Source organism: Roseateles sp., assembly GCF_047654805.1.
Taxonomy (GTDB): Bacteria; Pseudomonadota; Gammaproteobacteria; order Burkholderiales; family Burkholderiaceae_C; genus Pelomonas.
Window position 1 is genome coordinate 5,936,415 of the sequence record NZ_JASGIV010000001.1, and the last position, 13,531, is coordinate 5,949,945.

The 13,531-nt window shown below is 68.7% G+C and carries 14 protein-coding genes; 6 read left to right on the forward strand and 8 right to left on the reverse strand.

The window, feature by feature from the left end; translation table 11 throughout:
* Positions 1–15 precede the first annotated feature (15 nt).
* Positions 16–882, forward strand: coding sequence for an esterase/lipase family protein (locus QM732_RS26890; protein WP_415659153.1), 867 nt, complete (start codon positions 16–18; stop codon positions 880–882).
* On the opposite strand, the gene hppD is transcribed toward QM732_RS26890, so the two are convergent.
* Positions 834–1,973 (reverse strand): 4-hydroxyphenylpyruvate dioxygenase, encoded by a 1,140-nt coding sequence (gene hppD, locus QM732_RS26895; protein WP_415659154.1) that lies wholly within the window; start codon positions 1,971–1,973, stop codon positions 834–836. The genes QM732_RS26890 and hppD overlap by 49 nt on opposite strands.
* Positions 1,974–2,091: 118 nt before the next feature.
* Here hppD and QM732_RS26900 point away from each other — a divergent pair, with 118 nt between their 5' ends.
* The 3 genes from QM732_RS26900 (at position 2,092) to QM732_RS26910 (ending at position 3,872) form a co-directional block, all read left to right on the forward strand.
* The gene (locus QM732_RS26900; protein ID WP_415659155.1) at positions 2,092–2,574 is read left to right on the forward strand and encodes an Lrp/AsnC family transcriptional regulator; all 483 of its coding nucleotides are present in this window, start codon (positions 2,092–2,094) and stop codon (positions 2,572–2,574) included.
* 52 nt (positions 2,575–2,626) lie between these two features.
* Positions 2,627–3,145, forward strand: a complete 519-nt coding sequence (locus QM732_RS26905) for an RNA polymerase sigma factor (protein WP_415659156.1) — start codon at positions 2,627–2,629, stop codon at positions 3,143–3,145.
* 100 nt (positions 3,146–3,245) lie between these two features.
* Positions 3,246–3,872: a PEP-CTERM sorting domain-containing protein gene (locus QM732_RS26910; protein WP_415659157.1), complete on the forward strand. Its 627-nt coding sequence runs from the start codon at positions 3,246–3,248 to the stop codon at positions 3,870–3,872.
* Here the strand turns inward: QM732_RS26910 and QM732_RS26915 are convergent.
* The 5 genes from QM732_RS26915 to fusA all read right to left on the reverse strand — a co-directional run bounded on the left by QM732_RS26915 (position 3,857) and on the right by fusA (position 8,341).
* Positions 3,857–4,699, reverse strand: coding sequence for an HDOD domain-containing protein (locus QM732_RS26915; RefSeq protein ID WP_415659158.1), 843 nt, complete (start codon positions 4,697–4,699; stop codon positions 3,857–3,859). The genes QM732_RS26910 and QM732_RS26915 overlap by 16 nt on opposite strands.
* Positions 4,700–4,767: 68 nt before the next feature.
* On the reverse strand, positions 4,768–5,004 hold the full coding sequence (locus tag QM732_RS26920) for a hypothetical protein (RefSeq protein ID WP_415659159.1): 237 nt from the start codon (positions 5,002–5,004) through the stop codon (positions 4,768–4,770).
* Between the two features lie 76 nt (positions 5,005–5,080).
* A complete protein-coding gene (locus tag QM732_RS26925; protein ID WP_415659160.1) occupies positions 5,081–5,272 on the reverse strand; it encodes a hypothetical protein in 192 nt (63 codons plus the stop codon).
* A 356-nt stretch (positions 5,273–5,628) separates the two neighbouring features.
* A complete protein-coding gene (locus tag QM732_RS26930; protein ID WP_415659161.1) occupies positions 5,629–6,210 on the reverse strand; it encodes a hypothetical protein in 582 nt (193 codons plus the stop codon).
* A 76-nt stretch (positions 6,211–6,286) separates the two neighbouring features.
* Positions 6,287–8,341 (reverse strand): elongation factor G, encoded by a 2,055-nt coding sequence (gene fusA, locus QM732_RS26935; protein ID WP_415659162.1) that lies wholly within the window; start codon positions 8,339–8,341, stop codon positions 6,287–6,289.
* Between the two features lie 71 nt (positions 8,342–8,412).
* Between fusA and QM732_RS26940 the strand changes: the two genes are divergently transcribed.
* A complete protein-coding gene (locus QM732_RS26940) occupies positions 8,413–9,831 on the forward strand; it encodes a M28 family metallopeptidase (protein WP_415659163.1) in 1,419 nt (472 codons plus the stop codon).
* A gap of 12 nt (positions 9,832–9,843) precedes the next feature.
* Here the strand turns inward: QM732_RS26940 and QM732_RS26945 are convergent, their stop codons facing one another.
* Positions 9,844–10,278, reverse strand: coding sequence for a hypothetical protein (locus QM732_RS26945; RefSeq protein WP_415659164.1), 435 nt, complete (start codon positions 10,276–10,278; stop codon positions 9,844–9,846).
* 212 nt (positions 10,279–10,490) lie between these two features.
* On the opposite strand from QM732_RS26945, the gene QM732_RS26950 reads away from it, so the two are divergent.
* Positions 10,491–12,986: an EAL domain-containing protein gene (locus QM732_RS26950; RefSeq protein WP_415659165.1), complete on the forward strand. Its 2,496-nt coding sequence runs from the start codon at positions 10,491–10,493 to the stop codon at positions 12,984–12,986.
* Here the strand turns inward: QM732_RS26950 and QM732_RS26955 are convergent.
* A complete protein-coding gene (locus QM732_RS26955) occupies positions 12,983–13,423 on the reverse strand; it encodes a hypothetical protein (protein ID WP_415659166.1) in 441 nt (146 codons plus the stop codon). The two genes, QM732_RS26950 and QM732_RS26955, sit on opposite strands and share 4 nt — an antisense overlap.
* Positions 13,424–13,531 lie beyond the last annotated feature (108 nt).

Here is a 13,531-nt window from a genome sequence, read left to right on the forward strand (position 1 = left end):
GCTTAGACTGGGCCGATGAACGGGAGGCTGCAGAGGATCTGGATGGTGCTGCGTCTGGCGCTGGCGCTGGCGGTGGGCTGGCTGGCTGGATGGGGCTGGGGGCTGCTGACGCTGTGTCTGCAGAGCCTTGTGCTGGCTTTCGGCTTCGTGCAGCTGCGATGGGTAAACCGGCCGGCGCCGGGCTGGGGTCAGTTGCTGCGGGCCTGGGGGGGAGAGGCCATCGCCAGCGAGCTGGCGTTCTCGTGGCGGCAGCCCTGGCGCGAATGGGCTGAACCCGACCATCTGCCGGCGGGCGCGCGGGTTGGCGTGCTGCTGGTACACGGCTTCTCCTGCAACCGCGGGCGCTGGAACGGCTGGATGAGGCGACTGCGCAGGCTGGGTATCGCTTTCGTGGCGCCATCGCTGGAGCCCGCCTTCGGCAGCATCGACGCTTACGCCGATGAGATCGAAGCCGGCGTGCGCCGGCTCAAGGCCCTCACGGGACGCATGCCCGTGCTATGCGCGCACAGCATGGGCGGGCTGGCGCTGAGGGCTTGGTGGCGCCGCTACGGGGACGGGCACGACGAAGCGCCGCGGGCGATCACGCTGGGCTCCCCCCACCAGGGTACGCGTATGGCGGCACTGGGCATGGGCGTCAACGCTGCTCAGATGCGCCAGGGCAGTGCCTGGCTGGCGGACCTCCCCGGCCTGCCGGATCTCGACTGTTTCTGGACGCCCTGCGACCAGGTCGTCAATCCGGCGGAGACCGCCATACTGAGCGGTGCGCGGGCGCACCGCGTTGACAGCGTGGGCCACATGGGCCTGGTCCACTCTGGCCAGGCTTGGCGGTGTCTTCAAACGACCTTGGCCGACTCGTCCTTCAGCACGCCGCGGCGGATCTGATCCAGCTCGATGCTCTCGAACAGGGCCTTGAAGTTGCCCTCGCCGAAGCCTTCGTTGCCCTTGCGCTGGATCAGCTCGAAGAAGATCGGGCCAATCACTTCCTTGGTGAAGATCTGCAGCAGCAGCTCGTTGTCCACGCCGAGATGGGTGGCGCCATCGATCAGGATGCGCAGGCGGCGCAGCTCGTCGACATTCTCGCCGTGGTTAGGCAAGCGCTTGTCGATGAGGTCGAAGTAGGTGTCGATGGTGTCCTGGAACACCACGCCGCCGTTCTTCATGCCTTCGACCGTGCCGTAGATGTCGGTCGTGCCCAGCGCCACGTGCTGGATGCCTTCGCCGTGGTACAGGTCCAGGTACTCGGCGATCTGGCTCTTGTCGTCGGAGCTCTCGTTGATGGGGATGCGGATCTTGCCGCAGGGACTGGTCATCGCCTTGCTCTTCAGGCCGGTCAGCTTGCCCTCGATGTCGAAGTAGCGCACCTCGCGGAAGTTGAAGAAGCGCTCATAGAACTCCGACCATTCCTTCATGCGGCCGCGGAAGACGTTGTGTGTCAAGTGGTCGATCTCGGTCAGGCCGTGGCCCGCGGGGTTGGGGTCCACCGGCTGGCCGGCCGCGTCCAGCAGCGGCACGAAATCCACGTCGTAGATGGAGATGTTGCCTATGGCCCCGGCCTTGGCGCCGCTCTTGCCCTGCCAGCGGTCGACGAAGTAGATGAGGGAGTCGCCGATGCCCTTGATGGCTGGAATGTTCAGCTCCATGGGACCGGCCTTGTTGTCGAAGCCCCAGGCGCCCAGCTCCAGGGCCCGCTGGTAGGCATGCGCTGCATCCTGCACGCGGAACGCGATGGCGCAGATCGACGGGCCATGCAGGCGCGCGAAGCGCTGGGCGAAGGAGTCGGTCTCGGCGTTGATGATGAAGTTGACGCCGCCTTGACGGTACAGCGTCACGTTCTTGTGGCGGTGGCGCGCCACGGCGGCGAACCCCATGGTCTCGAACAGCTTGCCGAGCGCGGCCGGATCCGGCGCGGCGAACTCGATGAACTCGAAGCCGTCGGTGCCCATGGGGTTGTCCCAGGGAGTGAACTTGGCCATGTCTGCCTCGTCAGGAAATGTCTTAAGCAGGAAATTCTCCGGCGCGTGTTGCGCAGGTTTCATGCAATATGCGGCGCAATATTCCTTGGTGAAGCTGGAATGCTGCAAAATGTGCCCGATGGAAGCTTCTTTGGAGCTCGACGCCATAGATCGCCGCATCCTCCGGGCGCTGCAGCAGGATGGCCGGGTTACCTACGACGCGCTGGCCGGCGAGGCCGGCCTGTCCTCGTCGGCAGTGCTGCGCCGCGTGCGCCGGCTGGAGGAGGCGGGTGTCGTCGCGGCCTATGTGGCACTGGTGCCACCTGAGCGCGTAGGCCTGAGGCTGACGGCCTACATCAACGTCAGGCTGGAAAAGCAGACCGACAACCCGTTGCGCAACCCGCGTGACCTGTTCCGCGCTGCGGTGCAGACCTGGCCCGAGGTCGTCGAATGCGCTGCGCTGACCGGCGAGATGGACTATCTGCTGCGGGTGCTGGTGCAGGACATGCAGCACTACGCGCGCTTCATCAGCGACACGCTGCTGATGCATCCGAGCGTGCAGGACTGCAAGACGAGCTTCGTGCTGGAGCGGTTGAAGAACACGACTGCCGTGCCGGTTTGAGCGGGCCGCGCCCGGCTTGAACCGGGCCGACGGGAGGTGGAATCCACCGGCCATGGCGACGCTCGATCCCATCCCATCCCGCCCTGACCCCGTGCAGGTGCTCGGCTGGCTGCCGCGGCTGCGCCGCTACGCACGGGTGCTGCGGCGCAACAGGGAGGACGCCGACGATCTGGTTCAGGACACGCTGGAGCGCGCTTGGTCGCGCGTGGGGCACTGGCAGGGCGTGGGCGACATGCGCACTTGGCTGTTCAGCATCATGCACAACCTGCATGTCGACGCGCTGCGGCGCGGGCGCCTTGAGACCGTGGACCTGGACGGGCAGGCGCCGGAGATCCCGGTCGCTGCCGCGCAGGCCGAACGGCTTGCGCTACGCGATCTGCAGCGCGCCTTGCTCGCGTTGCCTCGGGAGCAGCGCGACGTGCTGCTCCTCGTCGCGCTGGACGGCATGGCCTACGCCGAAGTCGCGCAGGCGTTGGGCATCCCGGCGGGCACGGTCATGTCGCGCCTGTCGCGCGGCCGCGAGAGGCTGCGCCAGTTGATGTCCCAGGAAGCCCGGCGACCGAAGTTCTAGGGATGCGGGGAATAGCGTGCCATGACGGCCGTCCACCTGGGTGGGGCGTATCGGCCCCGCCAATGAACGCCTCTCAGGAGTCCCCATGCGCCTTCTTGTCATGACCTTAGCCGCCCTCGCCCTGCTGGGCCTTCCGCTGGCCAGCCAGGCGCTGGACGGCATCACCGACCCGAGGGGCGACTTTCTCGCCACCTTTGCCGGCAGCAGCGCCAGCGCCGACCTCGACGTGCTGAGCGCCAGCGTCTTCTACAACGCCTCCACCGATCTCTTCACGCTGACCGCCACGATGGATGGCAATGTCGGAAGCACAGCCACGGGCTTCTACGTCTGGGGAGTCAATCGCGGCGCGGGCACGACCGGCTTCAGCAGTCTGGGCCTGAATGGCGTGCGTTTCGACCGCGTCGTCATCCTGCGGCCGGACGGTACCGGCACGGTGGCCGGCGCTGGTGCGCTACCGGCAGGCTCGGTGACGATCAGCGGCCGGACCATCACCGGAGTCGTCAGCGGCAGCCTGCTGCCAAGTACCGGCTTCACGAACAAGCTGGACTACACCTTCAACCTCTGGCCGCGCGATGGCGCCTTCGCGGGCAATGCGGCCATCTCGGACTTCGCGCCCAACAACGCCAACTTCACGGCGGCGGCCGTACCGGAGCCGGGCACCGCGGTGCTGGGCACGCTGGGGCTGGCGGGACTTCTGGCCTGGCGTCGGCGTCAGTCGAATTCGTGAAGCAGCTTGAGGGTGTGAGCTTCGCCGAGATTGAGCAGGTCGGCGATGTCGTGCAGGTCGTCCGGCACGGCCGCGTCGTCCCAGCCCCGGGCCGTATGCCTTGCCAGCCGCACGGCGAGCTGGACGCAGCGGACCTGCGGGTCGCGCCCGTCCTTGTCACTGGTGATCCGGGTGAGCAGTTCTGGCAGATGCCAGTACCGCATCAGCGCCTGCTCCAGGTCGGCTAGCGCGATGCCCAGCACCTGGCGCTGGGCGACGGCGCTGCGAAGTTGCCGGTCGGCCTCTTGCAGCTCGGCGATCCTCAGTGCCAGTTCGGGAGCGTGCACCCACAGCAGCATCTCGGCGAAGTCGTGGAGCAGCGCGGCGCTGTGGATGATGGCGGCGTCAGGGTCGGCGCGATGGGCAGCGAAGCCAAGCGCGTAGCGGGATGCCCGCTCGGCGCGCTGCATCACGCGTGACAGACCCAGCAGGGCCTCCTCGTGGTCTGCCAGCAACGCCTCAAGCGTCGGCTGCGGGCCGAAGTCGCGGAAGAAGGGCGAGATGCCCGTGAGCACCAGGGCCGCAGTCACCGTCTCGGCGTCGGCCCGAAGCCCGGCGTCGCGGCCGCGGCGCTGCTCGCTGGCATGCACCAGCACCTTCAGCGTCATCAGCGGATCAGTCGCCATCATCTCGCCCAGGCTGTGTGCGTCAACGTCATCCTCTGTCGCGCGCATCTGCTCCAGCGCCTCGGCCGTCTCGGCAAGCACAGGGATCTCCGCCCGGGCGAAGGCATCGACCCAGTCATCGAGGCTGGGCAACGGAATGGTGATGCGCAAGGGGGAGGGCATGATGCCCCGATGCTAGGACGATGAGGGGCCGCATGCTCGTCGCATGCGACCCCCATTTCGGCCTCAGTTCACAGCCTGCGCACGCCTTCCAGCTGCGCAGTCAGCCTGCCGTCGACGTAGAGCGCCCCTTCGGGCGCGCCGGCCTCGGCGTAGAACTCCAGGTGGTTGCGGGCGCGGCGTCGCCGGTAGGCGGGCGAGAACACCAGCCGGATGGCGCGCGCCGCGCGCTTCACCCGAGCCCAGCGGCGGGCCCAGGCGGCATGGGTGTCGGCGGCATCGGGGCCGCTCAGCTCGATCAATCTCATGAGGGTCTCCTTGGGCAGCCGGCCGGCCCTCATGACATGGATCGACCATGGATGACGGGCGGACGGTGCGGTTGGGTCAGGGGCTGTCGTCGGGGAAGCGTTCGCGCAGGAGTCGTCGCAGGTCCAGGCGAGCCTGCTGGCGTTGGGCACGGGCGTCCTGCGGGCTCTGGTGTCGGCCGGCCTGGCGTTTCAAGGCCGGTGCGACGAGCGGGTTGCGCGGCTTGCGCAGATTCAGCTGCATGGGACGCGGGGAGGTGAACTGGGGCATGGTGTGCTCCGGTGGATGCCATGCGCGGCACGGCGGGCAATGCAGCGGCTCGACCTAGATGGGCCGGCTTTTGCGCGAAAAGGTTCTGGGGCCCGGGGCCTGCACTCGAGACAGGCGGGCCGGGCGGTCAGGGGCTGGGGTGTGCGACCTCGCCGCGATGCCAGGGGACTTCTGCATCACGACTTGCGCAAATGATAAACAAACGTTGCCCTTGCGCAAGCGGTTTTTATCCAACACCCCTAAGATGGGGCGCTGGCGCCGTCCAACGGTGGATGTGCTGGCCGATGCTGACGGGCATGCAGACCGGCTGCCTTTTGTCCCGCGTCGGACAGCGTGCGCTGTCCTCGGTTTGGAACTTAGCGCTTCTTGGGCTTTAGCGGGGCGATGCCGGCCTGCAGTCGACGCCACTCGTCCAACTCGGCCTGCGGGCTGGGCGCGGCCGGTTTTGGGGGCGTGCGCGGGGCACCTGTGGGCTCGGGCGTCAGCACTTCGCCGAGCAGGTCCAGCAGCCGCGTGCGGGCGCGCTGCGGGTGGCGGCGGTAGTAGGTCAGCACCAGGCCGATGATGAAGCGCTCGTCGTCATCGTGGGGCAGGCTGGGGGAGGGCTCGGTCGGAGCCGCGGCCGGCGCCAGTGCGGCGGCCATGGACGTCAGTGGCGCGGGCGTTGCGGCCAGACCGTGCTCCAGGTCCATCCAGCCCGGCGGCTTGTGGCAGAGTTGCTCGAACTGGCGCGCGAGGCGTTCGCCGATCTGGCGCGAACGGCCCTTGATCTGGCTCCAGTAGCTCGGCTGGATCTGAAGTCTCTCGGCGAAACGCCGCTCCAGGCCACGCAAGGTGGCTGCATCGGCATGTTTGACGGTGGCGCTGACGAACTCTTCGAACAGCCGCATCGCGTTGTCCAATCGGATCTGCGCGACGTCGCGGGGGGCGCTGGGCATGGGGTGCAATGATAAATTGCTCTTCACCTCCAGCGCCCGAAGGGAGGATGGCAGTGCGCTGCCCCCTGGCCACGGGCTATTCGGCCTCGTCGCCCGTCTTGTAGGCCCCCACCAGGGTCGCCTGCGTGTTGGGCGGCACAGCTTCGTAATGTGACAGCAGCAGCGTGTAGCGGCCTTCGCCGGCCGTCATCGCGTTGAGTCTCGACTGGTAGCTCGAGAGCTCGGCCAGTGGCGCCAGCCCTTGCACGATCAGACTGCCTGGCACGGCGGCGCGCGTGCCGTTGACTTGGCCGCGGCGCGAGGCCAGATCGCCTGTGATGTCGCCGATGCTGTGCTCGGGGACGGTGATCTCGACTTGCACGATGGGCTCCAGCACTAGCGGCCGGGCCTCGCGTACGGCCGCGATCAGGGCGCGGCGGCCGGCGGTGACGAAGGCGATTTCCTTGCTGTCCACTGAGTGGTGCTTGCCGTCGTAGACGACCACTCGCAGGTCCACCAGCGGGTAGCCGGCAATGACGCCGCTGGCCAGTGCCGAGCGCACGCCCTTCTCGACGGCGGGCATGAACTGTCCCGGGATGGTGCCGCCCTTGACCGCGTCGACGAACTCGAAGCCGGCGCCGCGCTCCAACGGCTCGATGCGCAGATAGACCTCGCCGAACTGGCCGGCGCCGCCGCTCTGCTTTTTGTGACGGTAGTGCCCCTCGGCCGGCGCCGCGACCGTCTCGCGGTAGGCGATGCGCGGCGGCTCGGTGACGACCTCGCCCTTGTACAGCTCGCGAACCCGTTCCAGCAGCAGGCGCAGGTGCAGCTCGCCCAGCCCGTAGACCAGGGTCTGGTGGGTTTCCCCGACCTGCTCGATGCGCAGGCAGGGGTCCTCGTCCACCAGCCGCGCCAGCACCTCCCAGAGCTTCTGCTCGTCGCCGCGCCGCGCAGGGCTGATGGCCAGGCCGTGCACGGGTGTCGGAAAGTCCAGGGCTTGAAGGAAGATGTGCTCGTCCTCCTGAGCGTCGTGCAACACGGCGTCGAAGGCTATGTCGTCCACCTTGGCGACAGCACAGAGGTCGCCGGGCAGGGCCTCGTCGATGTCCACATGCCTGGCGCCCTGCAGCATGAAGAGGTGGCCTACACGGATCGGCTTGCGCGCGTGGCCGACGAAGAGCAGGCCGCCCTTGGCCACTCGACCCTGGTGCACTCGCATGACACCCAGCTTGCCCAGGTAGGGGTCTGAGACGATCTTGAAGACATGGGCCAGCACATGGGCCTCCGGGTCGGGGCGGGCGGGGTAGGGTGCCGGCTCGGTACCCTTGCCTTCCAGGAAGGGCGGCGGGTTGCCCTCGGCTGGGTTGGGGCATAGCCGCTCGATGACAGACAGCAGCTCGGCGACGCCAGCGCCGGTCTTCGCGGAACAGAAGCAGACCGGGATCAGGTGGCCCTCGCGCAGCGCCTGTTCCAGGGGCGCATGCAGCTCGCGTGGGTCGACGTCGCCGTCGGTCAGGTAGCGGTCCACGAAGGCGGCGTCCACCTCCACGACCTGCTCCACGAGCGCGCGGTGCGCGTCGGCCACGGACGAAAAATCGGCCTCTCCTGAGGCCGCGAAGAAGCAGTCTGCGACGCGCTTGGCGCCATCGCTGGGCAGGTTGAGCGGCAGGCACTCCCTGCCGAAGACCTCGCGGATCTGGGCCAGCAAGTGGGCCAGGTCGATATCCGGGCAGTCGATCTTGTTGACGACGATGAGGCGGGCGAGTCCGCGTTCGCCGGCGGCGATGAGCAGGCGCTGCGCCATCAACTCGATGCCGTTCAGCGCGTTGATGACGACGATGGCCGTGTCTGCCGCCTCCAGCGCCGGCAGGGCTTGGCCGACGAAGTCCGGGGCGCCGGGGGTATCGATGGCATGCACCCGGATGCCACCATGCGTGAAGTGGGCGAGGCTGGATTGCAGCGAATGCCCCAGGCGTTTCTCCAGCGGGTCATGGTCGCTGACCGTGCTGCCGCGCTCGATGCTGCCGGCTTGCGGGATGGCGCCGGCATGCGCCAGCAGTGCATCCAGCAGCAGCGTCTTGCCGGCCGCGGCCGGTCCGACCAGCGCGACCGTGCGGATCGTGCCTATACGTGCGTCCAGGCTCTCGCTCATGGCAGCCCTCCATCGGTGGTGGGCCCAGCGTAGAAGAAGCCGGTCGGCGCGGCAAGGGCAGAATCGTTTGCATGCACGCACGCCTCACTGCCCTCGCCCTAGTCCTTTCCTCCGCGTCCGGGGCCGCCATGGCCCAGGCACAACCCCTGCCGGCCGACGAGCTCAAGGTCATGCTGGCCGAGGTCAGCCCGGCGCGCATCGAGGCACGCATCCGCAAGCTGGTGAGCTTCGGCACCCGGCACACGCTGTCCGACATCGGCTCTGACACGCGCGGCATCGGCGCGGCGCGGCGCTGGATCACTGCCGAACTGTCAACCTGCGCCAAGGCCTCCGGCGGGCGGCTGCAGGTGGAGGAGCAAAGCTTTGTCGAACCGGCCGGCAACCGCGTCAACCAGCCCACAGAGCTCGTGAACGTCGTCGCGACGCTGCCGGGGCGCGGCGCGTCCAAGGGACGCACGCTGGTCGTCAGCGGCCACTATGACTCGCGCAACAGCGACGTGATGGACAGCCTGGGCGAGGCGCCCGGCGCCAACGACGACGCCTCGGGCACGGCCGCGGTCATGGAGCTGGCCTGCGTGATGGCCAAACGACAGTTCGACGCGACGCTGGTCTTCATGGCCGTGCCCGGCGAGGAACAGGGGCTGCTGGGCGCCGCGCAATGGGCGCGCGAGGCGCGTGCCGCCGGCACCAACGTCGAGGCAATGATCACCAACGACATCATCGGCAGCTCGCGCGGCGATGCCGGGCAGTACGACCCCAAGCGCCTGCGCCTGTTCGCCGACGGACTCGATCCCCTGTTGCGGCTGCTGATGGCAGCCAACGCCAACCGCGCGCCCAGCGAGACCGACGCCAAGGTCGTCGCGGCCATGCAAGCCGAACTGCTACCGCTGCTGCAGGCCGGGGGCAACGAGGACCTGCCGACTCACCAGTTGGGCCGCCACGTCAAGGCCGCGGCCGAGGCCGCCATGCCCGGCTTCACGGTGCAGCTCATCCAGCGCCGTGACCGCTACCTGCGTGGCGGCGACCACATCCCCTTTCTGGAGCGTGGCTACGCTGCCGTGCGAATTACCGAACCCTTCGAGAACTTCGCCCACCAGCACCAGAATCCCAGGACGGAGAACGGCGTGGTTTACGGGGATCTGCCTGAATTCGTCGATTTTGGCTTCGTGGCCGATGTGACCCGCGCCAACCTGGCAGGCTTGGCGACGCTGGCCTGGGCGCCGGCTCCGCTCAAGGGCGTGAGGCTGGACGCACGCGAGCTGACCAACGACTCCACGCTTGAGTGGCAGGCCAGTGACGATCCCGAAGTCGCCGGCTACCGCATCGTCTGGCGCGAGACCGACTCGGCCGCCTGGCAGCAGTCCAAGGACGTAGGACGTGCCACGCGAGTGACGCTGCCGGTGTCCAAGGACAACGTGGTGTTCGGCGTGCAGGCGGTATCCAAGAAGGGCTTCGCGAGTCTGGCGAGCTATCCGCTGCCGCGTCGCTGATGGGCGGGGCCGTCAGTCCCGGCCGTGCCCATGGCCGCGGCCGCGGTCATGGTCGTGCCGATCATCGCGACGGTGGTCGTGCCCGCGGCGATCGCGGTGGACGATGACGTTCTGGCGGTACCAGCCGTCGTCGACGAAGTAGACCGGCGTACCGCAGGCCCGGTAGCGGTAGCAGTTGTGGCGCCAGTCGCGGCGTTGCTGGGGCGGTACCCATAGGTAGACCGGATCGGCGCGGTAGGCCGGACGGCCGATGACGACAGGCTGTGGCGCGACCAGCACCGGTGTCGGATAGCGGCCCACGTCCACCCGGCCGTAGAAGCCTGGCTGGCTGAAGCCGATGGACACGCCTACATCGGCCGCGTGGGCCGATGGCAGGGTCGCCAGCGTGGCCAGGCCGACAAGGACGGGTGCGAGCCAGCGTGTAGAGGTGTTTCGGCTTGTGTGCATGGTGTTCTCCTGAAAGGCGCGGCGCCGCCGCTGCCCCAGTGGAACGTTGCCGCAAGCGGCCCCGTTGTCAGCGCGACGGCGCCGGGCTTGTAGGACAGCGGGCAGTTGGGCTTGATCGCGGCGTTGTCCTACACGGTTGCGCCCGCCCTGCCGACGTTGCGGCGTGGCCCCAGGTCTGAAGCTTGCCCGTCCTGTCGACGGAGCAAGCATTGATGAGCGAATCCACGGCGCTGTCGGCTGCCGAGCTGGCGCTGGCACAGAACGCGCGCTTCCTGGAGCGCTGTAGCCGGCTGGCCGGCGTCGGCGCGTGGGAATGGCAGGCCGACACCGGCCAACTGACGCTGTCGGACTCGGCCTGTGAGCTGTTGGGTCTGCCGGTCGGCCAGGTGCCGACGCTGGTGGCGTTGCTGCAGCGTTTCGGCCCCGACGGCGCCGCCATGCTGGACGCGGCCCTGCAGCGTGCCGCAGGCGAAGGCCAGGGCTGGGACGTCGAGCTTCCCTGCGAGGCGCCTGCGCGCCGCGTGCTGCGCGTCGTCGGCCGGCCCGACGAGGATAGTGCTAGCCGCCGCGTCGGCGTCGTCATGCTGGACGTCAGCGAGCCGGCCGAGGTACGCGCCGAACTTGAACGCACTCTGGACCGTCTGGACCTGGCCACGCACAGCGGCGGCATCGGCGTCTGGGACCTGGACCTGCGCCTGGGCCGGCTGGCCTGGGACGACACGATGTGGCGGCTGCATGGCGAGGCGGCCCACGGGCAGCAGGTCAGCATCGCGCGCTGGCGGCGGCGCCTGCATCCGCAGGACCGCGGCGCGGCCTCCCGAGCGGTGCGCGAAGCGCTGCACGGCGGCCCGCAGCTGGAGGGTGAATGGCGGATCTGCTGGCCCGACGGCAGTGCCCACGTGCTGCGTGGTTCCGGCCGCGTGCTGCGCGACGCGACGGGCCGGCCATTGCGCCTGTCGGGCGTGTGCTGGGACGTCAGCGAGGCGCGGCGGCTGCAGCAGCAACTGGAGGAGCAGCATGAGCTACTGGAAGTGACGCTGCAGTCCATCGCCGACGCGGTGCTGACGACAGATGCACTGGGACGCGTCACCTGGCTCAACCCAGTGGCCCAACGGCTGACGGGCTGGTCCGCCGTCGAGGCGCGCGGCAGGCCTGCCGGACAGGTCTTCGTGGCGCAGCACGAGGAGAGCCGTGAACCACTGGGCGACCCGGTGCAGCGCTGCCTCGCGAGCGGCCGTCCGGCCCGACTGCCTGCCGGTGCCGTGCTGCTGGGGCGCGACGGTGCCCTGCGCGCGGTGGACGATTCAGTGGCCCCCATACGCAACGCGGAGGGCCGTGTTCTGGGCGCTGTGCTGGTGTTTCGCGACGTGACGCAGCAGCGCCGCCAGTTCGACGAGATCCGTTGGCGCGCCAGCCATGACGGCTTGACCGGCCTTGTGAACCGCGTCGAGTTCGGTCAGCGCCTGACGCGCACGCTGGAGCGGGCGCGCCGCGACGGCAGTCAGCATGCTCTGCTGGCCTTCGACCTGGACCGCTTCAAGCTCGTCAATGATCACTGCGGCCATGCCGCCGGTGATGAAGTGCTGCGCGAGGTGGCTCGGCGTCTGGAGGCCGGCGTGCGTGGTCGCGACACCGTGGCCCGCCTCGGTGGAGACGAGTTCGCCGCCATCCTGGAGAACTGCTCGCTGGAAGAGGCGCGGCACGTGGCGCAGAAGCTCTGCGACACGATGGACCAGTATCGCTACGTGCATGGCGAGCAGCGCTTTCGCATTGGTACCAGCATCGGCGTGGCGCCGCTGGACGCGCGCTGGCCCGACGCGGACACGGTACTGCGCGAGGCCGATGCCTGCTGCATGACGGCCAAGGAGCAGGGCCGCAATCGCGTGCAACTGTGGTCGCCCGACGATGCCGCACTGCGTGCCCATCAGAGCGAGCACCGCTGGGCCACGCGACTGCAGCAGGCGCTGGACGAGGACCGCTTCGAGCTGGATCTGCAGCGCGTGCTGCCCGCCCAGGGGCAGGACGACGGCCGGCTGCGCGGCGAACTCCTGCTGCGCTTGCGCGAGCGTGACGGCAGCCGCGTGCTGCCGGGCGCCTTCATGCCGGCGGCAGAGCGCTTTCACCTCGCGCCGCGGCTGGATCGCTGGGTGCTGCGCCGGGCCGTCGAGCTGCTGCAGCGTGCTGATGTGCCGGAGATTGCGTCGCTGGCCATCAACGTGTCGGCGCTGACGTTGCAGGATGCGGCATACCACCAGGAGGCGAGGGCGCTGCTGACCGCCCTCGGCCAAACCCGCGCAGCGGCCCTGTGCCTGGAGATTACCGAGACTGCCGTCATCACGCAGCTCGACGAGGCGGCGCGTTTCATCAAGCAGATGCAGGCCCTGGGCGCGCGCATCGCGCTGGACGATTTTGGCGCCGGCTCCTCGTCCTTCAGCTACCTTAAGGTGCTACCGGTGGACTTGCTGAAGATCGACGGCCAGTTTGTGCGGGCGCTGATGACCGACCCGCTGGACCAGGTGGCTGTGCGCAGCTTTGTCGATGCGGCGCGCACGCTGGGGCTGACGACGGTGGCCGAATGCGTGGAGACGCCCGAGGTTCTCTTGGAGCTGGTACGCCTGGGGGTGGGGGAGGTGCAGGGTTTCCTGTTGCACCGGCCGCAGCCACTGGCTGACGTGCTGGCCAGCACCGGCGAGGTTCAGCCGGCCTAGCGTCGCCCGACAGGTTGGACGGACTGGACGCGATCGTTGGCATCCAGGACGGCAGCTTGCGGGGTATCTGGCGCGGTATCGGCTACGAAGGCAGCCTCCGTGGGTGGATGCTCGCTGCCGTCGGCCACGGAGCGCAGGGAAACCTGCAGGCCGTGCGACAGCTGGTTCTGCCAATCCTTGAGCGCTTCTCCGGCGCGGCGCAGGGCGGAGCTCATCTGAACATCGAGCGGCCGCGGGTCGTCGATGAGGTTCAGCCCGGCGCTCGCGCCCAACGCCGCGACGACGGCGATGATGGCCAGCGCATGGCGCTGCCTGCTGTGCAGGGGCGGCGAGGCCGAGTCGGCGCCGTGTGAGGCGAAGGGCCTCGCGGGCAGGCGCTGCTGCGCTGTCATCTGCTCGCGCCAGCCTTCAGCGTGCAGGGAATTCGGGAGTCGCATGGCCCCTCTCCTTGATTGCGTCCGTGACGCGCTGGCAAGAGTTTGGGTGGCCGGCCGGCGGCGCGTTGTCGGCCTGTGCAGTCTTGGCCTGTAGGACGGTGCGAAGAG